Source organism: Bacterioplanes sp. CLAM21, assembly GCF_059641015.1.
Window position 1 is genome coordinate 804,549 of sequence record NZ_CM184929.1, and the last position, 26,868, is coordinate 831,416.

Consider the following 26,868-nt stretch of genomic DNA (forward strand, 5'->3'; position numbering starts at 1 on the left):
CGCATTGGCGCCGTTTTTTATTGTTTGATATGTTTGTGTTTAAGCGTATTCAATGCCATCAACATCCAGGCTAATACAGGTGCCGGCTTTGCCGGCCACAATATCGGTTAAGTCCGTTAAACAACCAATGGCGGCCATTTTTCCGGTAGCTTTTACAAACTCACAAGCGCCTTGCACTTTGGGTCCCATGGAACCGGCGGCAAAGTCCATCGCTGCCAGCGCGTCTGGGTGAGCACGGCGAATCGCGCGTTGCTCAGGCGTGCCGTAATCAGCAAATACCTCGGCCACATCGGTAAGCATAATAAAGGCATCGGCATCGAGCTGATGCGCTAGCAAACCACTGGCCAGGTCTTTATCAATCACGGCTTCAACACCATGCAAATGACCCTGCTCATCAAAGCTGACGGGAATGCCGCCCCCACCAGCGCAAATAACAATGACACCTGTATCGACCAATAATCGTATGGTGTCGATTTCAATAATGCGCTGCGGTCTGGGCGATGGCACTACACGACGCATCTTGTCGCCGTCGGCAGCCAAGCTCCAGCCTTTATCGGCGGCCAGTGCCTCGGCTTCGGCGGCTGTGTAGACAGGTCCAATAGGTTTGGTTGGGTGCTGAAATGCCGGGTCAGTTTGATCCACCACAATTTGCGTTAACAGGGTGACGATATGGTCGTCTTTGGGCACCGCATTGCCGAGTTCCTGTTCAATCATATAACCGATCATGCCGACACTTTCGGCGCCTAGAACATCTAAGGGAAAAGCCGAACCTTGCTCATAAGCTGCGTCCATTAAGGCCAACAGTCCCACTTGTGGGCCGTTGCCATGGGCAATGACCAGCTGGTGCTGAGCGTGAACGGCCGCTAATGCTTGCACGGCTTGGCGTACGTTATGGCGTTGATTGCTGGCATTGAGGGCCTGACCGCGTTGCAATAATGCATTGCCCCCAAGGGCGACAACGACTCTCATATGGCCTCCTAGTTATTGGGCTAATTTATTGGCCTAGGGTGGCAACGAGTAAGGCTTTAATGGCGTGCATGCGATTTTCGGCCTGTTCAAATTGAATGGCAGCGGGCGATTCAAATACCTCTTCCGTCACCTCCATGGCGCTGAGGCCAAAGCGCTGTTCAATTTTGCGGCCAACCTCGGTGTCCAGATTATGGAAGGCTGGCAAACAGTGCATAAATTTGACCATCGCATTGCCGCTGGCCTGCATCAGCTCGGCATTCACCTGATAGGGCTTGAGTAAATCGATGCGTTGCTGCCAAACGTCATCGGATTCGCCCATCGACACCCACACATCGGTGTGAATAAAATCGACGCCTTTAACACCCTCTATTGGGTCTTCGGTAATGGTGAGTTTGGCGTTGTAGCGCTGCTCTAATTCTCGTGCCGCTTCAATATACTCGTCTTCTGGCCACAGTGCTTTCGGCGCTGCGATGCGAACATCCATACCCATTAAACAACCGGCAATCATCAGTGAGTGGCCCATATTTGAGCGGGCATCGCCGCTATAGCAGTAACTGATTTCATGCCATGGTTTGCTGTTGCTGTATTCGCGCATGGTCATTAAATCTGCCACCATTTGTGTCGGGTGGAATTCATCGGTCAGACCATTAAATACCGGCACGCCGGCATGCTCGGCCAGTTGCTCCGCAATCGCCTGGCCAAAGCCGCGGTATTCAATGGCGTCGTATAAACGCCCTAATACTCGCGCGGTATCACGTACCGACTCTTTTTTGCCCATATGTGAGCCGGTCGGATCTAGGTAAGTGACGTTGGCACCTTGATCATACGCCGCCACTTCAAACGAACAGCGTGTGCGAGTGGAGGCTTTTTCAAAAATTAAGGCGATGTTTTTACCGCGCAAGTGTTGTACTTCTGAGCCAGTGTATTTGGCACGTTTAAGATCGCGTGCCAGATCGAGTAAAAACATCATGTCGCGCTGGCTGAAATCGATTAATTTTAAAAAGCTGCGATTACGTAAGTTAAATGCCATGATTTGGTCTCCACGGGGCCGTGCCCCGGTCTGCGCAGACGCTAAGCGATAGCACCTGCAAAAATTTGTGTATTAAAACGACACTGCTTCGCGTTCGATTGGACAAGTCATACAGTGGCCACCACCACGGCCACGGCCCAGTTCAGCAGAATTAATGGTGATGACTTCGATGCCGGCGTTGCGCAATAAATCATTGGTATAGACGTTACGGTCGTAGGCGATCACGACGCCTGGCTCTAACGCCACCACATTATTGCCGTCATCCCACTGTTCGCGTTCACGTTCATAACGATCGCCACCGGTGGTAACGACGTGCAGTTTTTCAAGACCCAGACAATCTGCCACCACGTCAAACAAATGAGCGGATTCTTCGCTTAGCTCTAGTTGATCTCCTTCGCCTGGGCGTAAAGAGAAGCAGCGGATATGGTCACAAACTTCGGTGTAGGCGGTGGCTTTGTCGATATCGCATAATGAAAACACGGTATCTAAATGCATGGCCGCACGGGACCGTGGCATTTGGCAGGCCACCACACGATTGGCCGCGCCGGCGGAAAACAGTGCCTTGGCGACCTGACCAACGGCTTGGCGAGTAGAACGCTCCCCCATACCAATTAACACGCAGCCATTGCCAATAGGCATGACATCGCCGCCTTCCAAGGTCGCCAGGCCATGATCTTCATCGGGATTTCCCCACCAGATATTAAAGTCTTTATTGGCAAAAAACGGATGGTATTGGTAAATAGCCGAGGTCAGTAAGGTTTCCTGCCGCCGTGCTGGCCAGAACATGGGGTTTAGGGTCACGCCGCCATAAATCCAGCAACTGGTATCACGGGTAAAGGTGCTGTTGGGAAGTGGTGCTAACAGATACGCTTCTTCGTTGGTGTAGCGGGCAAAAATATTGTCGTGCAGAAATGGGGTTTCGGCTGCCAGTACTCCACCAATTAAATGCTGTGCCAGTTGCGCCGCTGGCAGTTCGTTCAGCCAACCTCGAAATTCGTCTTTCAGAATTTCACCCACCATGTTGGCGGTCATTTTATGATCGAGAATATACCGCCGCCCCTCATCGGTGGAGACGACATCGGTGAGTAGCTCGTGCATCTCCAGTACATTAATATCGCGAGAGCGCATTTTTTCGACGAAGTCGGCATGGTCTTCGCGGGCACGTTTGACCCAAATAACATCGTCGTATAGCAGGTCTTCGCAGTTGGTGGGAGTTAAGCGCTCGTGGGCTAACCCCGGGCTGCAGACCATAACCGTTTTTAATTTACCAACTTCGGAGTTGGCGCCCAGCAGTGCATTCATAATATCGACCTAATTTTCTGCTAAATTACAGTGCCAATGCTCAGCACGGCCATAATAAACAGGGTAAGAATCAGCAATAATGGCCACATAAACTTGAGCCAGGTTTCATAGGGCACACGGCCAATGGCCAGGCCGCCCATCACCACGGCAAAGGTGGGATTAACCATATTGACCAAGCCGCTGGCGGACTGAAATGCAGTGACCACTAAATCACGGCTGACACCGGCAAAATCGCCTAGTGGTGCCATGATGGGCATACTGAGTACCGCCAAGCCAGACGACGATGGCACCAAAAATGACATTGCCACTTCAATCCAGTAGACCACGTTGATAAACACCACGGCGGGTAAACCACTGACTAACTCTTCTGACCAAGCCAGCGCTGTATCACTTAAATGGCCAGCGTCCATGATTACAACGATGCCTCGTGCTAAGCCAATGATCAGTGCGACTCCTAATAAATCTTTGGCGCCAGCAATAAAGTGATCGACTAAATCCTGCTCCTTCATGCGATTTACCAAACCGACGACAATGGCAGCGACAATAAATAATGCCGCCATGCGTGCCATCCACCAGCCAGCAATGGCGACGCCCCAAATCATGATGGCAAATACCAGTGCGAATAAGATTAGGGTGATGTCTTCTTTTACGCTCATTTCCTGGGCGTGACGATCACTGCTGGCGCGTAAAAAGTGCTGCAAATTGTCTTGGTGTTTTTCTTTCACCAAGGAGTGCGACATATCGGCATGCACATGTGAGGCGTAGCGCATCACATAAGCCACGCAGATCAGCCAGCCGCCCAATAAAATGACCAAACGCAATCCCAGCCCTTGGGTAAAGGCAATGCCTGCAGCATCGGAGGCAATCACAGTGGCGAAGGGGTTGATGGTGGAGCCGAGTGTGCCAATAGCGCAACCGAGCATAATGACCGCGACTGCGGTCACTGTGTCATAACCGGCGCGCAACATGATGGGAATTAAAATGGCATAAAAGGCCAGCGACTCTTCTGCCATTCCGTAGATGGTGCCACCAGCAGCAAATAACGCCATCAAGATTGGAATAAGCCATTGCTCGCGCCCTGAAAAGAGTTCCATGATGCGTTGAATGGCATGATCTATGGTGCCGGTGGCGTTAATTACGCCGAGAAAACCGCCCAACATTAATACAAACAGAGCCACATCGATGGCACCGGCTTCATAGCTGTCGCTGTTGTAAAAACCGTTGATCGGTGCCAGGGCAATGTCTTCCAAACCCTGAGGGTTGGACTCGACGCTTTGGAAACTGCCCGGCACGGGCACGTCTTTACCCAGCTCTTCATTGTGCACACGTTCGTATTGCCCGACGGGCACCACCCAGGTCAGCGCGGCCATCAGGGCGATCAGGGCAAATAAAATGGTAAAGGCACTGGGAAAGCGAATACGTGGCATAGATCCTCCAAAGTGAGTGCCGGCTCAGGGCACCCACAGTAGAAGATATGGGCTAGTTGCTGCGTTGATCCAGATCAGCGCTAAGGCGGTCTAATTAGGGCCAAATGCGCCGCCCGTTGAGCAACATGATGCACGTCATGCTCTGTTTCAAGCGGCGATTCTTTATTGGCTATTTTGTAAGGCAATTGAAGATGAAAATGGCGCCCAGCCTGCAGGCAGTGGCTGCCACAATGATGCCTTGGACACTGGCTCATTCGCTGGCACCTTAAGCGGTTGGCCAATACGACGATACTGACCCGGCGTCATACAAAAATGAGCTTTAAAGGCGCGGTGAAACTGAATATCAGATTCAAAGCCGCAGGCACTGGCGATGTCGCGCTGGCGATCCGGCGTATGGCGCAATAACCACGCCGCCCGGTTCAGACGGCGCTGACGCACATAGGCTGCCAGGGTTAGATCCAGTTCAGCGAAGGCTCGCTGCAGTTGCCAGCGGCTGCAGCCAGCAACTTCGGCTAGGCCAGTCAGCGTGAGGTTGCCGCTCAGGTGCGCATCGATATGTGCTAACACCCGAGAGACGCGCTGCTGCTGCTTGGCCGTTAAGCGGTGCGCCAACGCCATATGCGCTCCTTTTGCATATCGTATAAGCGCTGCACCGCTAAGGTGGCCACCCAGGCAGGAATAATTAGCAGCAAGGTACCGGTGACGCCTTGGGTTTGAAAGCCGACCAGTGACATGCCCCAGCACACCAGTACCCACTGAATTACGTATAACGAAGTAACGCGCTGGCTGCAGTAACGCCAAGCGGCCATTAAGCGGGGTGGATAGCTCCAGCGCAGGCTGCATTGAATCAGCCACAGCGCCAGCAAGGTGATGCCCAGCAAATACAGGCTACCGCCAGGACCATGGTGGAAGAAATTGCCCATATGAAAATCGGCGTTATCGGCGTACAGACCATAGCCAATGCCCATACCGCTCACGGCAAGCCAAGGTAACCAGCGCACACATTGCTGTGGTTTATCACGCCACCAACTGCCTAAGGCAGCGCCAAAGAAAATAAAGCAGGCCCACGGCAGCATCGGGAAATAGACTTGGTAGTCCTGGCCTGCGATCAGCTTTAAAACATAGATGTCGGCACCGATGAGCTGGCGTAGCCAAGGCGTTATCAGCGCGACCACGAGCGCCAATGCCAGCCACCCTAAGGCGTGGTTAATCACTCGGCTTATCAATGCATATAACGCCAGAGTCAGGCCGGCCAGCTGTAAGATATCGCCGGTTGATAATAAATACAGTTGCTGTTCCAGGCTTAATGGCGCCTGCCAGCCATAAGCGGCAATAAATTCTGATGGCAGCCAGCCCAGCTGTAGTGGTAGTAAAAACTTAAGCGCATTCATCACATAACCTAAAGCCAATAGCTGCACTGCACGTATAAGGTGAGCCGTGGTGGTTTTGGCTTTGGCCAGCTGCAGGGACATGCCCATAAACAGCAAAAATGCAGCGGTACCCTTACCCAATAAATGCAGCAGCTGCCCCAACCAGGTATGGGCTTGGGTGTCGATGCTGGCGTACATCCACATCACGTGGACGCAGACCATCACCATAACGGCCAGACCTCGGCCTATATCCACCGCTTGAATGCGATCGTTCATACTCTCTCCTTGGTGTTTGTTGTTATTGCACGGCGGGCTGCCGCTTGTTGTTTAGGACAGCCCTCACAGGGCGTTGTCGCTGGGTTTAAATAAGCAAAGCAGCAACTGCCACGCTGTATCTGCCAGTGCTGTAGCTGGGCTTGATAGATAAGATCGCGCTGTCCTGCCACAGGCTGCTGAGCCAATACAGCTTGTTGCCAGAGCAGGCCTTGTTGATACCAAGGGTCGCGTTGGCGTTGCGACTGCCAGCCGGCCTGCAGAGCCAGCCACAATAAATCGGCCAATAATCCCCATAAATGTTTGGGCTTGCAGTGAAGCTCCGGCGGTAGCAGTGCCATAGCCTGTTGTGCGTAGCTGTGTAGCCTGCGGGCTTGTTGCTGCAAACGCTCACTCAAGGGTTGCTGACTAGGCTCTAGTGGCAGCTGTTGAAAGCCATAAACGCTGCCGTGCTGGCAGCGTTGGCGAATATTATCGAGTGGCAATACAGCGTGTCCGTCGTTTACCGCCGCCACGGATAAATACACTGGCTGCCACAGCAACAGTGTCCAGCAGCGATAGCGCAGGTACAACGGCGCACTATCCTCATGGCAGCTATGCACTTGCTCGATCATGGCCGCCACGCTGTCAGGTTGCTGCAGCGAGACCCATAACGGGGCGCTGGATACCCGTGTTAGCGCAGCGTGCCAGTGCTGCAACCAGCTCTCAGCCATGCACAGGTTGCTCGGCATAGGCCGCCAGTGGGTTGTCCAGTTCGCCAGCAAATACCAGGCTACCGGCCGGATCAGTCAAATCTACCATTTGCTGATGATTACGCAGCTGCAAACGATTGAGGCAAGAATGGGCAAAGCGTGGACAAAATAAATCGTATTGGGCAAAGCGCTCGGCTAATTGTGGCTGCGATGCCTGATAATCCTTAGCCACGCTAGCGACGGTGGACCAAAACTGCTGCTCATCCATCAGCCCGGCTTGCCACAGTTGTTGACTGAGATAGCGGAAAACGCCGTCAAAAACGTCGGTGAAAATAGACAATAGTTCTTTGTCTTCAGGCATGGCAACACGTATACGCTCCACCTCAGTGGGTAGTGGTTGATCACTATTGAGCAGGCATACCTCCTCACCAATGTCCTTCATTAATGCTCGTACCGGTACGCCATTTTCCATAATTAAAATGAGGTTTTCACCGTGGGGCATAAACACCAGCTTATGGGCGTAAAAACAGTGCAATAGAGGGATAAAATAGGCGCGTAAATAGGCTGTTAACCAGCTGCTGGGTGTTTTTCCTGAACGTAAAATCCACTCGGCTGCCAACGACTGGCCGTTACCATCCTGATGCAGCAACGCCGCCATGGTGGTTAATTGCTGTCCAGGTTGCAGCAGTGCTAGCGGACTTTCGCGCCATAATCCGGCTAGCGTTTTACGAAACGGATGGTCGACCAACTCACTGGTATTAAAAAATGGTTGTTGATAGCCCACGGCACAGGTTTCACGCAGCAGAGTAAAACCGCATTCTGTGAGTTGTGGATCTGCGCTTAGAGTTTGGTAAAGCCAATGATTAATGGCCGGTGTGACCTTCATATACTGGGCAGACAAGCCGCGCACAAAGCCCATATTAATTACCGACAGGGCGGTTTTAACGTAACTGCGCTGGGGTTGGGAACGATTAAAAAAAGTGCGAATAGATTGCTGTGGCTGATAATAGTCATCGCCATAGCCCAGCATTACTAAGCGCTTAGCGGCCAGCTCAGCAGCATAAATTGACGCTAACTTGTGCTGCCACTGCCAGGGGTGTGCCGGAATCAATACATAATCGTCAAACGACAGCCCTTCATTTTCGAGCTTCTGTTGGAAGCGTGCCAGTGTAGTGGCATCAAACTCTTGCTGTAAAAAGCTGGGGTAATCCATGTCGGGCATATACGCCAAGCTGACGGCATCGCGATGGGCGGCCAGCCATACCAAGCGTTGTACACAGCCACTTTCTGGTGCGCGAGTGCGCAAGTCGGTTTGATCAAAACCGAGGCGGCCATTATTGGCAATAAACGCGGGGTGACCTTCGCTCATGGCCGCTTCTAAGGTTTGAAAATCGGCAGTGGCCAATTGTTTGGCACTGAGGTCGGGGCGTGATAATTTAAACGCACGGCCGTATACGGTATTGGCCAGCTCTTCTAAATAGCCATTGAGTTGCGCTTTTGATAACCCCAGTGCTGGCTGAAATTCGACTATCCATTGCACGGCATCCAATGCCTGCGGTTCATTATTAACCCAGCGCTGAATAGAACTCGGGTCGATGCACCAATGTTCTAGGGCCATGACTTGTGCGGCAAAGCGGTAATGGCTGTTGCCACTGGTGATTTGATAGGCACCGTCGACCCATTGTGGTGTGATCAGGCGTTCATGACAGGCTTCACTAATGCATTTTGCGACTTGCTCAGCATTGGCCTGACGCCAATGTTTCTCTAAAGGATCACAAGCCTTCTCTGGCTGTTGGCGCAATAGCTGAGCACGCTCTGTTTGATCGCCATCTTGCTGTTGTAGCTGTACGGCCTGCAAAAAATCGGTCTGATTACACAGGCCAATAAAGGCGTGTTTGTGACCCAAATCGACCGGACCATGATGGCGAAAACCAAACGCACAATTTAACCTGTGAATGGCGTGATTATTCGCATCGGGTTCAACCACAACACGCTGATAGCCAGCGGCAAATAACGCCGCCATCAGGGTATGAAAAACTTCGCGACTAAAACCATGCAGTGGTTGTTCACAGGGTGCTAACAACAGGTGCATGCCAATATCACCGTCAGCACTGGAGTAATGATCGGCCAGTTCGGCGCGAGGATCATACAACTCAATAATAAATGCCGGTTGGCCATAATGCAGACCTAACAGTAACTGATGGCCTTGTTGTAATAATCCTTGGTATTCGGCGCGCAAATCGTCAATAGCCATACCCTGATAGCCCCAATAATGCGCATAGGGCTGGGTTACCCAGTGATGAAAGACCGGTAAATCGGTATCCATAACAAAAGGTTTTATGCTTAGCGGACCAATGCATGAGTGACGTTCAAACTGCATGACAAACCTCGTTAGATAGAATGGGATGGCTGCGGCGAGAGAGCACTGCGTTTGCGCCAGCCATATAAATAGACAGCACACAGCAACAACCCGCAGGCAGAAAACAGGAAGGTGGTGGCGGCGCCGTAGGCGTCGACCCAATGACCGACGCTCATGGACGCGGCGATGACGCCGACATTTTGCAGCAAGTGCAATTTGCTGAAGTCTTGGCCATAAAACTCCGGCTCACTGTGGGCAAATAACCACAATTCCAGTCGCACTGTGATTTGAAATAAAGCCCAGGCGTAGATCAGTCGACCGATCACCATCAGCTCGGTATTGGCGCTGGCTTGTAACCATAAGCCTGCGGCGCCATAAAGCATGGCCAACAGTAATACGCGTGAGTGATCATCATTGGGTGGACGTCTATGGTTAACCCATAGCCCTAATAGCGCGACCCAGCCGGGCAATGCGAAAATCCAACCACTAACACTGACAGACGCTAGCCAGCTATCGCCGTGTAACGCTTGCCAATAGGGGGTGAAAAACGGCCGGATAAAAAAGGCGGCGCAATAAAACAGCATGGCCAATAAACCTAGGCGGACGATATGTGGAGTCCAGCCTCGTTTTCTCTCGCTACTGGGCTTAATATCGGTACGCCAGCCCTGACGGGTTTGCCACATTAAATAGCCACAGACCAACACTTGCAGAGCATCACTGGCTGCCATCCATAAATACAGACTGCGTGGTGAAAAATACTCTAACAGTGCGCCGCCAACTACGGCACCAAGAATGCCGCCTAGCTGCATTAATACGGCAAACAAGCCAATTAAGCTGAGCTGTTGATTGCCTTGCTCTAGACGTAGAACGTAGGGGTAAATTAATAAATAGGAGGCTTTAAGGCACAGCATTAGCTGCGACAGTAGCCAAAACTGCCACAATGAAGTGGAAAAATAACAGGCCACCCCTAGCGCACCGGCTAAGGTTTGAGTCACCACCCACAGTGGCAGCTCATGTATGTGGCGAGCCAAACGCGCCCACAACGGGAATGACAACATCACTGTTAGGCAGCAGGCGGCCAGGTAGTAGCCAACATGGGCTTGCTCATGGACATCAAATGCCTGGGAAAAAAACTGCGGATAAAACGGCAAAATCATGGTATCGGCAGTCACCGATACCAGTGTTAATAAAATTAATGCCGAGCGTAGGCTCACACCGTGCACTCCGTTGCTTGGGAGGTTATCTGCCACTCCGTGGGAATGGTAAAGTCTTGGAAAGCGATTTTTTTCTCAATTGGGTAATGCTCGACCCCGGTAATGGCTCGTACCAGCCAGCTGTTGCGGTAACAGGCCATGCCCAAATCAGGAGTAACAAAACCGTGGCTAGCCAGCTCCAGATTTTGTACAAACAGCTCGCCACCATTGCTATCTATGCTGTAGTTACGCTGGACGTCGGGCCGCCCTTGCTGATCCCAGCGAATGCGGTGGTGAACGGGTTGTAAAAACTGCGGCCATTGTCGCTCATAACCGGTGGCTAAAATCAGCTGCTCGGTATCGACTTCAAAGGCCTGGTTTAGCTCCGTGTGTTGGCAGCGGATACGCAGCTTCTGTTCGCTTTCAAATACTTGATCTAATCGTGCATGGGTCAGCAGCTTGGTGGCGACGGGCTGTTCCAGTTTAAGCTGGTATAAAAGATCAAAAATATCGTTAATTAAGTCCTGGTTAATGCCTTTATACAGATTTTTTTGCTTTTGAATCAGTTCATCGCGCTGTGTCGGCGGCAGCGCATGAAAATAGTCGACGTACTCTGGCGAGGTCATTTCCAGCGTTAGCTTGCTGTACTCCAGCGGGAAAAAGCGTGCCGACCGGGTCAGCCAGTGCAGCTCGTAGCCGTATTGATGAATGTCTTGCAATAGATCGTAATAGATTTCAGCAGCACTTTGGCCACCACCAACCAAGGTGATACGCTTGGCCTTTTGGATCGACTCCTTGCGGGTTAAGTAGTCACTGGCGTGACTGCAGCGCTGTGAGGGTTGGCTATTGGCTGGCCAATAAGGCGCAGGGCCGGTTCCGATAATGAGTTTTTTAGTCTTCAGTTGTTGCGTATCTACCACCTTGTCGTTCTGTAACTGATCTACGCTGACCAGATAGCATTGTTCGCCTTCGAGATACTCAACCCGCGTGACGCGCCTATTAAAGGCAACGTTATCTAAGTGTGATATTGCCCAGCGGCAGTACTGATTATATTCACGTCGTAGTAGGAAAAAGTCCTCACGAATATAAAAGGAGTAGAGTTTTCCTTGCTGTTTGGCGTAATTTAAAAAACTCAGCGGATGCGTTGGATCGGCTAGGGTCACTAGATCTGACATAAAGGGTGTTTGTAGGTGAACACCATCTAGCATTAATCCTGGGTGCCAGTTAAATTCGCTGCGTTGATCGAGAAAAATGCCATTAACCTTGTCGAGTGGCTGCAGCAAGCAAGCTAGGCTCAGGTTGAATGGGCCTAAGCCGATACCAATATAATCGTAAACCGTGTTCATGCGCAGGCCTCCTCTGCCAGCAAGTTTTGCAAATAGTGTTGGCCAGTACGTTGCACCGCTTGAACCGCAGCCTTTATTTGTTCCAGTTCGGTATTGGCATTGAGTAAAGTGAACTTTAAATAGCCATGGCCTTTAACCTTGGTGGCCGCAAGTGCAAATAGCCCTTGGTCAAATAACTGGCGACGGATATAACGATTGCAGTCGTCTAGTTGCTTGGCATTAGCCTTTTGATCAATAAAACGAAACACTAGGGTACTGAGCTCGGGTTGGTGTAACAGCTCAATATCAGCGCAGTGTTGTTGAATCCACTGATGGGCATTGGTTGTTAAGCTAATGGCTTGGTCAAATAATTCGCCAATAGCGGCCGGACCCATTAAACGTAAACTTAACCACAGCTTTAAAGCATCAAAGCGGCGGGTGGTTTGCAAGCTTTTATCGACCAAATTAGGAATACCGGCAGCGGCATCGATACGTGGGTTGAGGTAATCGGCGTGATAGCCTGCATATTTTAACCAGTGGCGATCGCGCAATAAAAAGGCGCTGCAGCTCACTGGTTGAAAAAATGATTTGTGAAAATCAACCGTTACTGAGTCGGCCAAGTGTAAGCCAGCCAGACGTTGACGATATTGCTGAGATAACAACAAACCACCACCGTAGGCAGCATCGGCATGCAACCACACGCCCCAGTCGCGGCAAATGGGCGCCAGCTCGGGTAACGGATCAAAACTGCCAAAGTCTGTGGTTCCCTGAGTCGCCACCACCGCCATTGGAATAAGCCCTTGCTGATGGCATTGCTGCATGGCATCTGATAGAGCTTGTGCACTCATGCGGAATTGATCGTCGCAGGCTACGGGAATCACGGCGTTATGGCCTAGGCCAAGCAACGCCGCGGATTTTTTCACGCTGAAGTGACTGACTTCGGAGGCAAAGATACGCAGTCGATCAAAGCCGGCTGGCAAACCTTGGGTTTTGACACAATGATCGAGCGTTTGCTCGCAAAAATGATCGCGTGCCAACAACAAGGCCATTAAGTTCGATTGGGTACCGCCACTGGTGAAAATTCCGTCGGCTTGCTCACGCCAACCAATACGCTGGCAAAACCAGTCGACTAAGGATTGCTCAATCAGTGTGGCTCCTGCACTTTGATCCCAGGTATCAACCGACGTATTAATAGCACTGCTGATCACTTCGGCGACTAAAGCCGGGTAAACAATAGGGCAATTTAAATGGGCCATATAGGCTGGATGATGAAAATACACCGCATCCTTTAAATAAAGGCTGTGCAGCTCATCTAAGGCTTGTGGCAAACCGGCCAGTGGTTGATTGAGATCCAGTTGTTGCAACTGCTGTTGCAGCGTCGTTGGCGAGACACCCGAACAGGGTGCTTTTTGCTGGGTCAGTTGCTGGCAAACACGCTGCACGGCTTCGCTGACACTGCTTTGGTAAGCCTCAAGCGTGGTATCGGAAAACAAGTATTGGCGAGGGTCTGTGTCTGCGTTGGGTAGTGCAGAAATAGGCAGGGCAGAGCTCAGCATGGCGGGTTTCTCACTCAGTGGTCAGAAGATAGTGGCAGGGATTTTAGTGAGAGTGATTCGCATTTCAATTAACAATTTGGTGCAAGATGAGCTTTGTTAAACGTCTGCAAATGGACTGCGGTAGGGCATTTGGGGGCTTTTGGAATCAGGGCGTTGAATGCAATCTGCTGCGGTAATGGCTATCTAGTTCGTCCACTAGGGTGTTGCCAGTCTCAGGGTTGACCTGTAAAACCTGCTCCAGTGCTTGCTCGAACTGAACAATGATCTGTGGGTCGGTTTGTGGCTGAAAAGCCAGGTATAACGGCACATCGACGGCCAAGCGATAGCCCGCAAAAAACTCATCCAGATTGGCTCCGGCCTGCACTAACGCATGTTCGGTTGCGTGGTTGCTGTAGGCCATCAAATCGATACGTTCGGCAATTAACATCTGTGCCGCCTGGGCCGGAGTATTAACGATCTCTCGCTGTGCCTGGCTCAGTACCGGATGTTGCTCTATCGCCTGCTGACCATAATCCTGGCGTATAACGCCTATGGTAAAGGCGGCTAGATCCTCGGCTGTAATGGGATTAGTCAGTTTGCCAAATAGACTGCGGCGGCCAATTAAATAATAGTTGTCCTGCTTATAGACTGGCCCCAGCCAAATAAAATGAGGCTCACGCTGCGGGGTTCGGATGATGGAAAACAGCATGGTATTCGGCGTATAGCGGGTTTCGTGATAACCACGCGCCCAAGGCACAAAACGAATCTGTTCAATCAAATCTGGGCGTTGCAGCTGGCGCAGCGCATGTACCACCACCTCGTAGACGACACCGGCAGGCTGACCCTGCTCATTCAGGTAATTCATCGGTGGGTAATGTTCGGTGTAAATAGTCAGCGACCAGGGCTGCCCAGCCATGGCAGTGCTGATGGTGAAAAGCAGGATCCAGGCTGTGGCTCGCATGCATTCGCCTTTTATGACCAAACACTAGAGTTGTACGCGCTCCTTCAGATTTCGATCACTATAACGCGCTCCTGTTAGCGTAGCTGGTGCGGCTATTTACTGTGTTTTATGTCGTTTTTGACATTGCGAGCCGTCGCTTGTGTCGCTAGAAAGGCTGCTTTCACAAAAAAATATCTTCACGCGAAGATATTTTGCAGTTATCTTTATATGAAGATAATGGTGCATTCATAGGCATCGTTAATTCATGATTCAGGGAGAGCAAAAATGCCTTACCTACAGCGCGGTGAGCGGCAGATCTTTTTTTACGACATCGGAGCAGGGCAGCCAGTGCTGCTCCTGCATGGCATCACCAACTCAGGGCGTGCTTTTGCTGCCCAGTTGCAAGCGTTGGTCGGCGCCGGTTACCGAGTGATTATCCCGGACCATGCTGGCCATGGCGCTTCGTCAACATTACAGCAGTCGATCACGGTGGAGCAGTTGGCTCAGGATGCATTGGCCTTGTTGGATCATCTGCAGTTATCTCAGGTGCGAGTGGTGGGGGTGTCGTTAGGTGGCATGGTGTTGCAAGGGATGCTCAAGATGGCGCCAGAGCAAGTTAAGCAGGCCGTCATTGCCAATAGTTTTTCCGAGTTTGATGGTCCGGTGGCTCGTTCCATGGCCCGTAACTGGATCGCTGAACTACAACAGCCCGGTGGGCCTGTTAAACGGCTTCAGTTTATGTGGCCACAGTTGCTGTCTGCGCGCTTTCGTCAATCGTCTCAAGGGCTGATAACCCACCAGGCGTGGATGGCTCAAGCCGCGCAACATTGTGGTGACTCTCTTGCTTATGTGGCCGAGGGTTTAGTCGGATTTAACGCGACGGCCGATCTGGCCAATATTGCTTGCCCGGTATTGTTCATGGCTGGGGAAAACGATCAGATGTCAGCTCCCATTGTCAGCCAGACCATGGCGAAATCAACACCTCAGGGGCAGTGTGTAGTCATTGCTGATTCTGCCCATTTAAGCAATGTCGATGCGCCAGAAGCATTTAATCAGCATATGCTGGCATTTTTTAGTGCCGCCGATTGATCTCCGTGTGAGCGGTTTGGGGCTCGCCTTCTCGCTATGACTCGGCCCCTGCTTTGTGTCTTGCCTGTCCGTTCCATTGTTGTGCTGCAAGCAATGAGAACTGTCGCTTTTTTTACTGACGGTCACACAGTGTCCGCTTTGTCGTTTGTTTATTTAATAGCCAACGCCTGCTTTGCCGTTGGCTTGGGTGTCTGCGTGGTGGCGCCGCTGTGATGGATAGAACGGCCACTGGCACGCAGTTTATTTGAATTCTATGCCACCTCTGAGGACTTTCTAGGCTCCTGACTGGCCATGATCAGGCCCCGTGATAGCTGGCCGATGAACGCCATGGCGCTTTTTTTTGCTGATTGTGTCGCTAAACGGACTTTTGAAAACTCATACTTTCGTCGAGGATGGTGCGGTAACGTAGAATGAGCGAATAACAGATGGAGTCATACCCCACTTTTCAATTGATCGAGCGACCAGAGCAGCTAGAACGAGTGTTTTCATCACTGGTGTATCTGCTGGAGTTAAGCTCGTCGGATGAAGCGATCCTCGGTTTGGCCGAGCCGCTTAGTGATGCCCAGGCAGATGGCTGGCGTCGCGATTTGTGTGCCCAATTGGACGAAGGGGTGTTGAAAATCCTAGTGGCAGTGGATGCCCTGGGTGACGTGTGCTTGTGTTGCATGCTGAAAGGCAGTCGGCAGGATACTACGCGTCATATTTACGATCTGCAGAAGGGTTTTATTCGCCCTGATTTACGCGGTAGTGGGTTGTTGCCACAGGCCATGTTGCAGATTGCCAAGGTTGCCGAAGCGAACAAGGTCGATGTTTTGACTTTGGATGTTCGCGGCGGCTCGCCTGCCCATCACCTGTGGAAAGCAATTGGTTTCAAAACCTACGGCATCCTCAATGACTACTCTCGTTATGCTGGCAAAAGTTACGCTGGCTATTACATGAGCATTACCACCGAAGCACTGATGCAACAGTTTGGCATGGTCGAACAGTTTGCCGAATCGGTTGGCTAGCTCATGGAGATTACAATGTTAGAAAAAAATGAATTTAAACAGGCAATGCGGGCCACCTTAGATAAGCATCTAACTCTGGCGAATCCGTTGTTTAAACATCTGCTTAATGAAGATGCGCCCAATACCGAGTTGCTGAAGTTCACCACCTTGCAGGGATATCAGTTAACCAAGCACTTTCTGACCTATATCGAACACATCTTTTTTTATTGCCCTTTGCAAAAGCATAAAACCATTTTGCTGCACAACCTGTATGAAGAAGAAACCGGCGCTTTGTCAGGCACTAAGAACCATGTGGTATTGATGCAGGACTTTATTAAGGCACTGGGTATTTCTGAACAGGAACGTGAAGCCGCTGAGCCATTGCCGGCAACGCAAGAACTGATTGACTATCGCTTGCAGGCGGTGAAAGACCCTGAACGGCGTCATGTCGGAGCGGCAGCGGTGCTGGTTGCCAGTGAAGGCCAGAACCTTGAGACAGTGGGCGAAGAGGCGCGTCACAATATTCTTAGCAAAGTCTACGACCTTAAGGATAAGGATCTGTTGTTCTTTTCGGTGCATCAAAAAGAAGACGTTGGTCATGTTAAGCAAGGCCTGGCGTATCTGGCTGATTTGTGCACTACGGCGGAAATGCAGCAGCAGGCGATCGATGCCATCGATCATACGTGTCAGCTGTTCTACAACATGTACCAAGGGATATACCACCACTTTGGTCTGCATGCACTGGATGCAACAGCGGAGCCTGCCTAAATGCAATTGACGCGTACTCAACTCGGTCTGGTGATTGCCGTCGGCATTCTGGTCACTTTTTTGGCATCGGCCATTAAAGGCAGCTATCAGGTCTATTTTGTCGATTTGGTGGAGCAATTTGATATTGGCCGTGGCCATTTCGCCCTAACCGGCGCAGTGTTTGGTTTGTCCATTGGATTGGTGTCACCTCTGGTGGGTTGGGTATGTGATCGCTTTGGTGCTATCCATACCATTTTATCTGGTGCCGTTTGCACCGCCTTGGTATTTGCCGGTTTAGCCTATGTGCAGTGGTTCCCGTTGTTTTTACTGCTATATGGCTTATTAGCGGCTTATGCTCTGGCAGCGATGACTTTTGTGCCTCTTGGGTTATTGGTCGATCGGGTCTTCACCCACGAAAATAAAGGCATGGCTTTTGCCGCCATCACCAATGGAACAGCGATAGGCTTTATGTTGCTGTCACCTCTTTGGGTGTGGCTCAACGAATTTATGTCTTGGGCTCAAGTGTGCTTATTAATTGCCGCTGTATTTGCTGTATTGGTGGTACCGGCCGTGTTGACCTTGCAGCGTATGCTGCCAGCAATAAAAGCAGCGCCTGCGGCGGAATTTGCAGTTAATGACAGGATGCGTGATGAGCTGTTAAAGCCGGCATTTTTATTGTTGGCAATATCGTTTGCCGGCTGCGGAGCATCCATGGCGTACATCGATGTACATTTGGTGCCTATGATGCAGCAGGTGCTAGAAACGAATACGCTGAAAACTGAGATCATGGCGTCGACTTTGAGCGTATTGGGAGCAGCGGAATTAATTGGTGCCTTTGTGGTGGGCTGGCTGCTGCGCTACTTCAAACCTGGACTGTTTTTGGCAGCTCTATATGGCATTCGAGCGTTAGCTATGTTCATGATTGTACAAACCGAATCGGCTTGGATGTTTTGGGGCTTTGCTGTGCTATTTGGTCTGACCTACATGGGCACTGTGATTATTACCTCAATGCTTTGTCTGGATCTGTATGGCGATAAGATTAAAGGCAAGCTGTTTGGTCTGTTGTTCACTATTCATCAAATTGCGGTGTTTATTACGGTATGGTCAGGTGGTGTTGCCTTCGACTTGAGTGGTGATTATCAGGGCGTGACAGTAGCTGTCGCACTGTTTTGCGGCTTTTCTGCGGTCACTGGGTTATTGCTGCATGGCTGGCAAAAACGCTCTCATCTAGCAGCGCAGCAGCAACCTATCTGAGGAACTTCCTGATGCCTTACGCAATCTGGCGTGAGGCTGCCCCTAGCACGAAAAACCAATGACAGGCTCATCTGTAGCAGCTGATCTTGGCCTGATCATTGAATAATCCTATGTACTTATTATTAATCCATATGCCATGGATGATGGGTTAGTGTGCTTATAATTTTTGAACTCAGGAGAATTTCTTATGGATAATACGACTAGGGCAATACACTCCGCGCCCGTCTATTTAGATGACAGCCATGCCGAAAGCATTGCCTTAACCTCTGCTTACGATTTTCATTCCGCTGCCGACGCCCAGGCAAGGTTTAGTGGTGAAAAGCCCGGCAATGTCTATAGCCGTTTTACTAATCCTTCGGTGGAGATGTTTGAAAACAAACTGGCGGCGCTGGAAGGTGGCGAAGCAGCCATTGGCGTTGCGTCGGGTATGGCTGCTTATATGGCCGTCGCTATGACCTTTTTAAAACAAGGCGATCATGTGCTGCTGGCCAGCGGTATTTTTGGCACCACCACGCACTTGTTTCGCCAGTACTTTGGTCAGTTTGGTATCAGCGCGACGTCGGTGCAGGTTGATGATTACCATGGCTGGCAACAAGAAATGCGCCCTAACACTAAGTTGATGGTGGTGGAGTCACCGACCAATCCTATGATGGGTGTTGCCGATTTGGTGCACTTATCGACCTTGGCGAAGCAGAATAATGTCGTATTGCTGGTAGATAACACCTTACTGACACCGGTATTTCAGCAGCCGTTGCTATGGGGTGCCGATTTGGTGCTGCACAGTGCGGGCAAGTTTCTCGACGGTCAGGGCCGTTGTGTGGGTGGCGCTATTGTCGGTCGAATGGACTTGATCAAACCCTTGCGCGCCTATTTACGGGCATCTGGTATCTGCATGAGCCCCTTCAATGCCTGGGTATTTAGCAAAGGTATTGAAACCTTACAGGCGCGAATGAACCTGCACGAGCACAATGCCCGCCATGTATATGCTTGGCTGCGTCAGCAAGCGGATGTAGAACAAGTGTATTCAACCTTGGCGGCTGATCATCCCAATCGCGATGTTATTCAACGCCAGCAGACCGGCCATTCACCGATAATCACCATTAAGTTACATGGCGATAAGGCCCATGCTTGGCGCTTTATAGATGCCCTTAAACTGGTATCTCGCTGTACCAATATCGGCGATGCCAAAACCATGATTACCCACCCAGCGACCACGACTCATGGGCGCTATACCGTGGAAGAAAAGCAACGCCATGGCATTACTGATAATTTAGTTCGTTTATGCGTAGGGCTGGAAAGTCCAACCGATATCATTGAGGATCTGCAGCAGGCGATGATGGTCGCCAATGAGCCATTAGAAAGCACCACATTGGTGTGTTAATAACGATAAGGAAAAGACCATGCGGTTGTTCAAGAGCTGTGCCCTGTTACTCCTGGCGATGGTGACATCAGATGCCCTGGCCCAAGATCGTCATGCCGATACCAAGGTGAATTTTGTTGCTTTCACGAGTGAACTCGGCGAGCAGGAATCTATAACGGTTGCTGCTCAATTGTCTGTGCCTAAATCTGAACAGCCAGTGCCAGCCGTCATTGTGGTGCACGGTTCTGGTGGTGTGGATGAGCGTGGCAGCTTTTATAGCCAGGCATTAACTAACGCTGGGTTTGCCACGCTAGAGCTGGATATGTGGGCCGCGCGAGGCCTGCAAGGTGGATTGTCTCGCCCTAATCATGTGCGTGAAACTTTGCCCGATATCTATGCGGCGCTGGCATTTTTGCAACGGGATGAACGTATCGATGGCGACAATATTGGTCTAATCGGCTTTTCCTGGGGTGGGGTGGTGGCTATGTTAATGGCCACGGAACAAACATCACAGGCTCAGCCGCTCAAGGCCATGGTGGCCAATTACCCGGTTTGCTGGGCTTACAATAAGGTACCTGGCTACGATTTCACCGAGATTAGCGACGATAAAGCACTGTTAATTATTGCTGGCGAACAAGACCTATATGATGCACCTAACGATTGTCAGGACTTAATTAACAGCCTGCCAGCATCTGATCAGCAGCAAGTTGAACTGCTGTCGTTACCCTTTGCAACCCACGGGTTTGAGCTACCTAGGGTGTCCAGCGAATTCTTCGACCCCTACGCGTTTCGTGGTGCCGGTGGTTATGTGCCGATCCGCTACAGCCCTTTATCTGCCTGGCATGCTGCAATTAAAGCAACCGACTTCTTTATTCAACGGTTGAACTAGGGTCTGTTAACACTATTTAGCTGTTTGCTGCTGTAAGTCCGTTTTTTGAGGCATGAGGAGCGTGGTTTAACGGGTTCAATAAGCAACGAATAACGCGACTCAGGGAAAAACGGACTGCAGCCCTTCGGGGTATGGCTGAAAACCCCTCAATCTGTGTTGCTCATCCTTCATTTAACTCGTTAAACATCCCTCTGTGCGCCTTGATTGAGGAGTTTTCAGCTCATAACAGCGTGATCGAAATAGTGTTAACAGGCCCTAGGCCCCGAGCCCTGGCGACATTCGCCAGGCAAACCTCCCAGGTATTTTTTCCAGGCTGCGCGAAAGGTCGAAGCTTGGGAAAACCCACTCAGATACGCTGCTTGCTCGACGGTTTGGCAATCGTCGAGCAAATTTTTGGCTTCTTCCAGACGGATACGAGTGATGTACTCCTTCATGGTGACGCCGGTGTAATCCTTAAACAAGCGCTGTAAATGGCGTTGCGATACACGAAAATGATCGCTGACCTCGGCGGTGCTGAGACGCTGACGGTAGTGTTGAGCAATGTGATCTTGCACCGCATGAATCAGCGGACTGACGTGATTGCGATAGCGGACATGCAGCGACAATTGTGGATCGTTGGCCATTCGACGGCGGTGTACGACTAATTCACGAGCCACTTCGGTGGCGCAATGACCGCTGCTCAATTGCTCAATCAGTGACAAACATAAATCAATGCCTGCGGTGACGCCTGCGCTGGTAAACAGGTTGCGATCTTGCAGATAAATGCGATCGGCGATGACCTGTGCTTTAGGATATTGGCACGACAGCTCTGCAGTTAAGCTGTGGTGGGTGGTGCACTGTCTGTGATCGAGCAAACCTGCCTTACCCAACAAAAAAGTCCCGGTACAGATGCCAAGAATCAGAGTGTCCTGACGTGGTGCAGTACGCAGCCATTGTGCACTTTTCTCTGAGCTCTCGTCGGTATAAACACTAGGCTGATATTTTGACGCGCATACCACTACAATGGCGTCGGCGGGTAGCTGAGCCGGTGGCCGTTGCAGGTTGCTCAAGGTTAAGCCCTGATGACAGCTGGCATCGGTATCAAAACTGATGTAATGCAGGTCAAACTGACCGGTTCGTTCACTGGCTTCATGAAAGGCTTGGCACGGGCCAGCCATATCCAGCAGGTGGGTTTGCTGATTGATCAGGAAATACACCGGAAAAGCGTTCGCTCTAGACACCTAGGGTCCTTAATGGGTGACTTCAGCACGCTATGTACCATAAAAGTGGTCCCAGGGTCGATTCAGACCTGTGTCTATGACCGCACGACAGTGTAACGCGTTGCACTGGTAGGATCGGATTAACGCTTGGTTCACCTGCGGTTAAGGCCGATCCGATAACATAACAATAGTCTTATGGTCTTCATCATCAGAGAGATGTAAATTTTTCTGACGCTGCTAACGTCATAAAGACTCTGTTCTTACCTTACTTGTGTTGTATTTGGCGGATCTTGGTTGATGCCAAATGTGTGAGCAGCACAAGCCTCCGTGGAGATGCAAACGGATGACATCCAAAATCACAACCTTTCTTTTGAGTGGCCTGCTGGTTGGCGCATTCCCAGTGGCTGCTCAGGCTAATGACAATAAACTTGACTCTAAGCTGGCACGCGAGTCTGCCCACTATCAGGCAGAAAAAACTATTCGTGGTGCAGATCGCACTCCACGGCAGATCAGCAAAGAGCGAGCGATATCAGTATTGATTCAGCTCACTGCAGGAGCTGATGTTACTGCGGCTATCCAACAATTGTCGTCTGCGGGGGTGCAGGTTCGCTCTCAGACGGGACGGTTTTTATCCGCACGTATATTGCGCTCGAAGATAAAAGCAGCCGCTTCTTTACCCGTTGTGGAACGATTGGAAGCATCGCGGCCCCTGCCTAGCCGTTTGAACCACAGCGTGGCGGCAACAGGGACAAATACACTGCGTACTGGTACGGCACCACAATGGCAAGGCTTGACTGGTAAAGGCGTGATTGTTGGTGTAGTGGATGACGGTTTCGACTTTCGCCATCCGTCCTTGCGTCATACTGACGGTACCACTCGTATTCTGGCGTTATGGAATCAACGCGACGATGCTGTGGGCAGCGCTCCGTCAGGGTTTAGCTACGGTGGCGTCTGTACCGCAGCGATGATTAATAGCGCTATTGCTCAAGCAGAAGCTGGCGAAGCGGTGACGGCTTGTAATCAACCAAGTGATGGTGGCCATGGTACCCATGTCGTCAGCATTGCTGCCGGCAATGGCGCAGACAGCGAAGGATATGCTTATCAGCATGTAGGTATGGCACCGGAAGCCGATCTGGTATTGGTGAATGCCTTAGGCGATGGTATTGATGTTGCTGCAGGCACCGACACTGTCATCGACGGTATTGCTTTTATCCGTGATCAGGCCAAAGCACATAATAAGAAAGCTGTCGTTAACTTGAGCTTGGGCTCTTATTACGGCGCTCGCGATGGAACCTCAGTGTTTGAACAGGCGCTAGATTCTTTTGTCGTTAACGACGGCTTGTTAGTGGTGGGTTCTGCCGGTAATGAAGGTGATGCAGCAATTCGACTTGGCGGTGAGCTAGCGGTTGGACAGTCAAAGACCATCGAGCTTGAAGTACCAGATGGACTGGAAGAGGGTGTTATCGAAGTATGGTACTCGGGCAATAGTCGTTATCGCGTGACACTCGTTGGACCTGAAGACTGTGGCAATATTCCTCCGTTAGATGCATCTGTCGCAGGCGGCTCCGTGGCAGAGTGGTTTGAGGAAATGGGCTGTGGTTACGTCGAAATGTACGCTGGTAATATAAACAGTAGTAACGGTGACCGCGATATAGGTATTTATATCGCCAAAGGCGACTCTCAGCCGCTGGTAACTGGCACTTGGCAATTGACTCTAACAGCATTGGAGGCGAGTACTGGTAGTCAGTTTGATGTGGTCACTGGAGAACAGGCAGGGGGAGTTGAAATAGCGGGCTTGACCGGGGTCACCAGCCAGATCCTGACAGATACTGCCAGTGCCACTCACGTTATTGGTGTAGCCAGTTATAACACCAACTACGCTTGGGAAAGCGGTGTTGGCCCATATGATATTGACGCAGACGGCTATGGTACCGGTGCCGTAAATGATATTTCGACATTCAGTAGCCGTGGCCCGCGACGTAATTGTAGCGATTTGAGCAAGTGCCCGGCCGTTATGAAACCAGAAATTACGGCTCCTGGCTCATACATTATGGCCGCCAAAGCCCATGATTACGATCATAGCGACTATCCAGAAGAGATAACACCCAGCGGGCAATACGTGGCTTTCTCTGGTACCAGTATGGCATCGCCGCATGTTGCTGGAGCAGCAGCCCTGTTATGGCAATCTTTCCCGACTGAAACAGCAACCCAATTGCGTGCTCGTTTGTTAGGTAATACTAAACGGACTGATTTTACTCCGGCGCAGTTGCCCGAGTTCAGTGCCAGTGTACTAACACCAGCACAGCCTGATTACACCTGGGGCTATGGCGTGTTGGCCGTCGATCAGGCGGTGAATGCCAGCGAGCCTGATGTCGAAGAACCAAAACCAGATACAGGCAACCCTGATACGGATACCGGAGGTCGTAAGTCTAGTGGCGGCGGTGGCGGCTGCAGTTTGGCGGTCGCCAATGGCAGCGTCGATCCAACCTTGCCATTGATTGTCATTTTGTCGGCACTCGCTGTTGGGTATCGCCGCCGTATTATAGGAGAGGCGGCATGAAACAACGGCCTTATGTCGCTATTCTCACAGCGCTGTTATTGGGCTCGCTACATGGTTGTGCTGGGCAGCCGTTAGGACAAGATAAAATTCAGCCCGAGGTGCAGCGCATGGCCAAAGACAGTAATGCTGAGCGCCAGCCAGTATTGTTGCGTTTATCCAACATGGCTACGGCTGAGCAATTGCAGCAGTTGCGTGACCTCGGGGTGGTATTGGGCGCTGTCACAGGACCTGTGGTCAGTGCTTCTATCACACCAGAGCAGCTGAAAGCTGTCGCGGCGTTGCCGTTTGTGCAGCAAATAGAAGCTTCCCGCATGCGCCCTAAACGCCAATAGGCGGAAACAGCAAAAACCAGCCCAAGTTGTAAAAGATGTGCAGCAATATTGGGCTGGTTGTTGTGCCATGGCGCTCGCGCAGAGCGCCAAATAGCAGTGATGGAAAAAATACCAAAGCTGCTAGCCAAGTCGGGTTTAACAGCCAATGTGCCAGCGTGAATAACACACTGGAAATAACATTGGCGTGGCTTAGCCTGGATCGTGTGGGGCAGCTGCGCCGCAAATTCGTCTGAATAAATCCGCGAAAAACCAGTTCTTCCGCCCAAGGCCATAGCATCAATACTGATACTGCCGTTTCTGGGTTTTGAATGATCCATATCGCATCAGGTTGCACTTGCCCATACATCCATATCAGGATCCAGATTGGCACGGCTGCCACCACGGCCAGCCAAAAAACAGGGTCAGAAAACCATTGTCTGTGCTGATGCATGTTATCCATCTCGCAGCTCTGAGGGAGAGCCGCTCTCCAACCGTCTGAAACTAAGCCACCATGGTATCAGTAAAGGGAGCAATGGTTGTTGCCGCGAATACTGCTAGGAAAGGGGTGGTGTGGCTGGATATAGCAGCGGTATTCAGCCTCAGTGGCTGAATACCGACTGACCTTTAGGCTGTCTGTGTTGCTGCTGCCGTCTCTTGTTGCTGATCGTCGTCCTGATTGAGATCGGCTTCTGCCGCTGCCAGCATGGCAAACTCTTCATCAGCAGTTTTTGCTACTAAATGGTTCTTACTGTAAGCAAAATAGTATGCCGCACCGATGGCAAATAATATCGCCGTGTACCAAAAAGCACGTGGATCAAAGGCATATACACCGGTTAATGCCACCAGCGACAATAACAGCGCGATGCCTGAGGTCACGACTCCACCTGGAGTTTTATAGGGGCGTGCTAATTCTGGCTGATGACGGCGTAATAAAATATGGCTTAGCGCCATCAGCGCATAAGATACCGTTGCTCCGACCACAGCCATCGCCAGCATTAAATCTCCCTCACCACTCAAAGAGGCAATAAAACCCAATACAGCTGGCACTATTAACGCACGGGCAGGGACTTTGCGAGCCGTTGTGACCGATAGCGCTTTGGGTAAATAGCCGGCCCGAGATAAGGCAAAAACCAAGCGGCTGTAACCATAAATAATGGAGAAAAATGAAGCGATTAAACCGGCGAGGCCCAGTAGGTTAACAAAGGTCGCTAACTGACTGGCACCGATGGCATTCAGCGCGTCGACCAATGGCACCGCACTATCGCTCATGGCGCTAGCGCCGGCGGCTCCTGGAATCAATACCACCACCAGAGCTGCGGTAAACAGCAAAAATATCATGGCGCCGATAATGCCTTTGGGCACATCTTTGGCTGGATCTTTTGATTCTTCAGCCGCCAGTGGCACACCTTCGACGGCTAAAAATAACCACATGGCAAAGGGTAACGCGGCCCACACGCCGTACCAGCCTAATGGCAAAAACTCACTGCCGTTGGTGGCGTTAATATCCATTAAATTGGCACTGTCAAAGTGTGGTAGCAGCGCAGCACCGGTGGCGACAATGGCCAATACCGCTAAGCCAGAAATCACCATCATGACTTTAAGGGCTTCACCGACACCGGCTAAGTGAATACCGACAAATACCAAATAAAAAGCGGCGTAAACCCAGGGGCCATTAACGCCAATAAGGGCTTCAACGGCAGAGCCAATAAAAATGACAATGGCGGCTGGTGCTAACGCATATTCAATCAATACCGCCAAGCCGGTTAAAAAACCTCCGGCAGGGCCCATGGCTTGGCGAGCAAAGCTGTAACCGCCACCGGCGGCGGGAATGGCGGCCGACATTTCAGCCAGCGATAACACCAGGGTGAAATACATAGTCGCCATTAACACTGCGGCGATGGCAAAACCGCCCCAGCCAGCTTGGGCAATGCCAAAATTCCAACCAGCAAAGTCACCAGAAATCACATAAGAAACGCCCAAGCCGGCTAACAATATCCAGCCTGCGCTGCCACGTTTGAGCTGGCGTTGTGCCAGGTATTCATGATGCGTGTGCGACAT

Annotated in this window: 23 protein-coding genes; 8 read left to right on the plus strand and 15 right to left on the minus strand. The window is 51.1% G+C overall.

Annotation, left to right across the window (positions count from 1 at the left end; translation table 11 throughout):
* Positions 1–39: 39 nt before the first annotated feature.
* From arcC to AC55FS_RS03945, 12 genes are all read right to left on the minus strand, one after another.
* Positions 40–969 (minus strand): carbamate kinase, encoded by a 930-nt coding sequence (arcC, locus tag AC55FS_RS03890; RefSeq protein WP_496934760.1) that lies wholly within the window; start codon positions 967–969, stop codon positions 40–42.
* A gap of 25 nt (positions 970–994) precedes the next feature.
* Entirely contained in the window at positions 995–1,999 is a 1,005-nt protein-coding gene (gene argF, locus AC55FS_RS03895) for an ornithine carbamoyltransferase (RefSeq protein WP_496934761.1), read from the minus strand.
* A gap of 72 nt (positions 2,000–2,071) precedes the next feature.
* Positions 2,072–3,301 carry an arginine deiminase gene (locus tag AC55FS_RS03900; RefSeq protein WP_496934762.1) on the minus strand — a complete coding sequence of 410 codons (1,230 nt, stop codon included), beginning with the start codon at positions 3,299–3,301 and terminating at the stop codon, positions 2,072–2,074.
* A 20-nt stretch (positions 3,302–3,321) separates the two neighbouring features.
* The gene (locus AC55FS_RS03905) at positions 3,322–4,728 is read right to left on the minus strand and encodes a YfcC family protein (RefSeq protein ID WP_496934763.1); all 1,407 of its coding nucleotides are present in this window, start codon (positions 4,726–4,728) and stop codon (positions 3,322–3,324) included.
* 162 nt (positions 4,729–4,890) lie between these two features.
* A complete protein-coding gene (locus tag AC55FS_RS03910; protein WP_496934764.1) occupies positions 4,891–5,346 on the minus strand; it encodes a helix-turn-helix domain-containing protein in 456 nt (151 codons plus the stop codon).
* Entirely contained in the window at positions 5,325–6,374 is a 1,050-nt protein-coding gene (locus AC55FS_RS03915) for a heparan-alpha-glucosaminide N-acetyltransferase domain-containing protein (RefSeq protein ID WP_496934765.1), read from the minus strand. The genes AC55FS_RS03910 and AC55FS_RS03915 overlap by 22 nt, the downstream gene beginning before the upstream one ends.
* On the minus strand, positions 6,371–7,084 hold the full coding sequence (locus AC55FS_RS03920; RefSeq protein WP_496934766.1) for a hypothetical protein: 714 nt from the start codon (positions 7,082–7,084) through the stop codon (positions 6,371–6,373). Before AC55FS_RS03920 ends, AC55FS_RS03915 begins: the two co-directional genes overlap by 4 nt.
* Positions 7,077–9,443: a GNAT family N-acetyltransferase gene (locus tag AC55FS_RS03925; protein WP_496934767.1), complete on the minus strand. Its 2,367-nt coding sequence runs from the start codon at positions 9,441–9,443 to the stop codon at positions 7,077–7,079. Before AC55FS_RS03925 ends, AC55FS_RS03920 begins: the two co-directional genes overlap by 8 nt.
* An 11-nt stretch (positions 9,444–9,454) precedes the next feature.
* A complete protein-coding gene (locus AC55FS_RS03930; RefSeq protein ID WP_496934768.1) occupies positions 9,455–10,636 on the minus strand; it encodes an MFS transporter in 1,182 nt (393 codons plus the stop codon).
* On the minus strand, positions 10,633–11,961 hold the full coding sequence (locus AC55FS_RS03935) for a lysine N(6)-hydroxylase/L-ornithine N(5)-oxygenase family protein (protein WP_496934769.1): 1,329 nt from the start codon (positions 11,959–11,961) through the stop codon (positions 10,633–10,635). Before AC55FS_RS03935 ends, AC55FS_RS03930 begins: the two co-directional genes overlap by 4 nt.
* Entirely contained in the window at positions 11,958–13,496 is a 1,539-nt protein-coding gene (locus tag AC55FS_RS03940; RefSeq protein ID WP_496934770.1) for a pyridoxal phosphate-dependent decarboxylase family protein, read from the minus strand. The genes AC55FS_RS03935 and AC55FS_RS03940 overlap by 4 nt, the downstream gene beginning before the upstream one ends.
* A gap of 145 nt (positions 13,497–13,641) precedes the next feature.
* A complete protein-coding gene (locus AC55FS_RS03945) occupies positions 13,642–14,436 on the minus strand; it encodes a substrate-binding periplasmic protein (RefSeq protein ID WP_496934771.1) in 795 nt (264 codons plus the stop codon).
* A 264-nt stretch (positions 14,437–14,700) separates the two neighbouring features.
* Between AC55FS_RS03945 and AC55FS_RS03950 the strand changes: the two genes are divergently transcribed.
* From AC55FS_RS03950 to AC55FS_RS03975, 6 genes are all read left to right on the plus strand, one after another.
* Complete coding sequence (locus tag AC55FS_RS03950; protein WP_496934772.1) at positions 14,701–15,504, plus strand: alpha/beta fold hydrolase; 804 nt, start codon at positions 14,701–14,703, stop codon at positions 15,502–15,504.
* A 425-nt stretch (positions 15,505–15,929) separates the two neighbouring features.
* Positions 15,930–16,511 (plus strand): GNAT family N-acetyltransferase, encoded by a 582-nt coding sequence (locus tag AC55FS_RS03955; protein ID WP_496934773.1) that lies wholly within the window; start codon positions 15,930–15,932, stop codon positions 16,509–16,511.
* A 15-nt stretch (positions 16,512–16,526) separates the two neighbouring features.
* On the plus strand, positions 16,527–17,258 hold the full coding sequence (locus AC55FS_RS03960) for an iron-containing redox enzyme family protein (RefSeq protein WP_496934774.1): 732 nt from the start codon (positions 16,527–16,529) through the stop codon (positions 17,256–17,258).
* The gene (locus tag AC55FS_RS03965) at positions 17,259–18,491 is read left to right on the plus strand and encodes an MFS transporter (RefSeq protein ID WP_496934775.1); all 1,233 of its coding nucleotides are present in this window, start codon (positions 17,259–17,261) and stop codon (positions 18,489–18,491) included.
* 187 nt (positions 18,492–18,678) lie between these two features.
* Positions 18,679–19,872, plus strand: a complete 1,194-nt coding sequence (locus AC55FS_RS03970; protein ID WP_496934776.1) for an aminotransferase class I/II-fold pyridoxal phosphate-dependent enzyme — start codon at positions 18,679–18,681, stop codon at positions 19,870–19,872.
* Positions 19,873–19,891: 19 nt separating this feature from the next.
* Positions 19,892–20,740 (plus strand): dienelactone hydrolase family protein, encoded by an 849-nt coding sequence (locus tag AC55FS_RS03975; protein ID WP_496934777.1) that lies wholly within the window; start codon positions 19,892–19,894, stop codon positions 20,738–20,740.
* A 245-nt stretch (positions 20,741–20,985) separates the two neighbouring features.
* Here AC55FS_RS03975 and AC55FS_RS03980 read toward each other — a convergent pair whose 3' ends face one another.
* Entirely contained in the window at positions 20,986–21,960 is a 975-nt protein-coding gene (locus tag AC55FS_RS03980) for a GlxA family transcriptional regulator (protein WP_496934778.1), read from the minus strand.
* 322 nt (positions 21,961–22,282) lie between these two features.
* On the opposite strand from AC55FS_RS03980, the gene AC55FS_RS03985 reads away from it, so the two are divergent.
* Together AC55FS_RS03985 and AC55FS_RS03990 are read left to right on the plus strand one after the other, a co-directional pair.
* A complete protein-coding gene (locus AC55FS_RS03985; RefSeq protein ID WP_496934779.1) occupies positions 22,283–24,499 on the plus strand; it encodes a S8 family serine peptidase in 2,217 nt (738 codons plus the stop codon).
* Positions 24,496–24,831: a hypothetical protein gene (locus tag AC55FS_RS03990; RefSeq protein WP_496934780.1), complete on the plus strand. Its 336-nt coding sequence runs from the start codon at positions 24,496–24,498 to the stop codon at positions 24,829–24,831. Before AC55FS_RS03985 ends, AC55FS_RS03990 begins: the two co-directional genes overlap by 4 nt.
* Here the strand turns inward: AC55FS_RS03990 and mrtJ are convergent.
* Both mrtJ and eat read right to left on the minus strand, forming a co-directional pair.
* The gene (mrtJ, locus tag AC55FS_RS03995) at positions 24,818–25,270 is read right to left on the minus strand and encodes a JDVT-CTERM system glutamic-type intramembrane protease MrtJ (protein WP_496934781.1); all 453 of its coding nucleotides are present in this window, start codon (positions 25,268–25,270) and stop codon (positions 24,818–24,820) included. The two genes, AC55FS_RS03990 and mrtJ, sit on opposite strands and share 14 nt — an antisense overlap.
* A gap of 164 nt (positions 25,271–25,434) precedes the next feature.
* A complete protein-coding gene (eat, locus tag AC55FS_RS04000) occupies positions 25,435–26,868 on the minus strand; it encodes an ethanolamine permease (protein WP_496934782.1) in 1,434 nt (477 codons plus the stop codon).

What these genes read in the sequence shown, in the direction of transcription:
- AC55FS_RS03925 (WP_496934767.1), bottom strand. Translation starts at nt 9,443, where the DNA reads ATGCAGTTTGAACGTCACTCATGCATTGGTCCGCTAAGCATAAAACCT.
- AC55FS_RS03920 (WP_496934766.1), bottom strand. Translation starts at nt 7,084, where the DNA reads ATGGCTGAGAGCTGGTTGCAGCACTGGCACGCTGCGCTAACACGGGTA.
- eat (WP_496934782.1), bottom strand. Translation starts at nt 26,868, where the DNA reads ATGTCGCACACGCATCATGAATACCTGGCACAACGCCAGCTCAAACGT.
- AC55FS_RS03935 (WP_496934769.1), bottom strand. Translation starts at nt 11,961, where the DNA reads ATGAACACGGTTTACGATTATATTGGTATCGGCTTAGGCCCATTCAAC.
- argF (WP_496934761.1), bottom strand. Translation starts at nt 1,999, where the DNA reads ATGGCATTTAACTTACGTAATCGCAGCTTTTTAAAATTAATCGATTTC.
- arcC (WP_496934760.1), bottom strand. Translation starts at nt 969, where the DNA reads ATGAGAGTCGTTGTCGCCCTTGGGGGCAATGCATTATTGCAACGCGGT.
- AC55FS_RS03970 (WP_496934776.1), top strand. Translation starts at nt 18,679, where the DNA reads ATGGATAATACGACTAGGGCAATACACTCCGCGCCCGTCTATTTAGAT.
- AC55FS_RS03965 (WP_496934775.1), top strand. Translation starts at nt 17,259, where the DNA reads ATGCAATTGACGCGTACTCAACTCGGTCTGGTGATTGCCGTCGGCATT.
- AC55FS_RS03945 (WP_496934771.1), bottom strand. Translation starts at nt 14,436, where the DNA reads ATGCGAGCCACAGCCTGGATCCTGCTTTTCACCATCAGCACTGCCATG.
- AC55FS_RS03910 (WP_496934764.1), bottom strand. Translation starts at nt 5,346, where the DNA reads ATGGCGTTGGCGCACCGCTTAACGGCCAAGCAGCAGCAGCGCGTCTCT.
- AC55FS_RS03915 (WP_496934765.1), bottom strand. Translation starts at nt 6,374, where the DNA reads ATGAACGATCGCATTCAAGCGGTGGATATAGGCCGAGGTCTGGCCGTT.
- AC55FS_RS03990 (WP_496934780.1), top strand. Translation starts at nt 24,496, where the DNA reads ATGAAACAACGGCCTTATGTCGCTATTCTCACAGCGCTGTTATTGGGC.
- AC55FS_RS03950 (WP_496934772.1), top strand. Translation starts at nt 14,701, where the DNA reads ATGCCTTACCTACAGCGCGGTGAGCGGCAGATCTTTTTTTACGACATC.
- AC55FS_RS03905 (WP_496934763.1), bottom strand. Translation starts at nt 4,728, where the DNA reads ATGCCACGTATTCGCTTTCCCAGTGCCTTTACCATTTTATTTGCCCTG.
- AC55FS_RS03960 (WP_496934774.1), top strand. Translation starts at nt 16,527, where the DNA reads ATGTTAGAAAAAAATGAATTTAAACAGGCAATGCGGGCCACCTTAGAT.
- AC55FS_RS03955 (WP_496934773.1), top strand. Translation starts at nt 15,930, where the DNA reads ATGGAGTCATACCCCACTTTTCAATTGATCGAGCGACCAGAGCAGCTA.
- mrtJ (WP_496934781.1), bottom strand. Translation starts at nt 25,270, where the DNA reads ATGGATAACATGCATCAGCACAGACAATGGTTTTCTGACCCTGTTTTT.
- AC55FS_RS03940 (WP_496934770.1), bottom strand. Translation starts at nt 13,496, where the DNA reads ATGCTGAGCTCTGCCCTGCCTATTTCTGCACTACCCAACGCAGACACA.
- AC55FS_RS03985 (WP_496934779.1), top strand. Translation starts at nt 22,283, where the DNA reads ATGACATCCAAAATCACAACCTTTCTTTTGAGTGGCCTGCTGGTTGGC.
- AC55FS_RS03975 (WP_496934777.1), top strand. Translation starts at nt 19,892, where the DNA reads ATGCGGTTGTTCAAGAGCTGTGCCCTGTTACTCCTGGCGATGGTGACA.
- AC55FS_RS03900 (WP_496934762.1), bottom strand. Translation starts at nt 3,301, where the DNA reads ATGAATGCACTGCTGGGCGCCAACTCCGAAGTTGGTAAATTAAAAACG.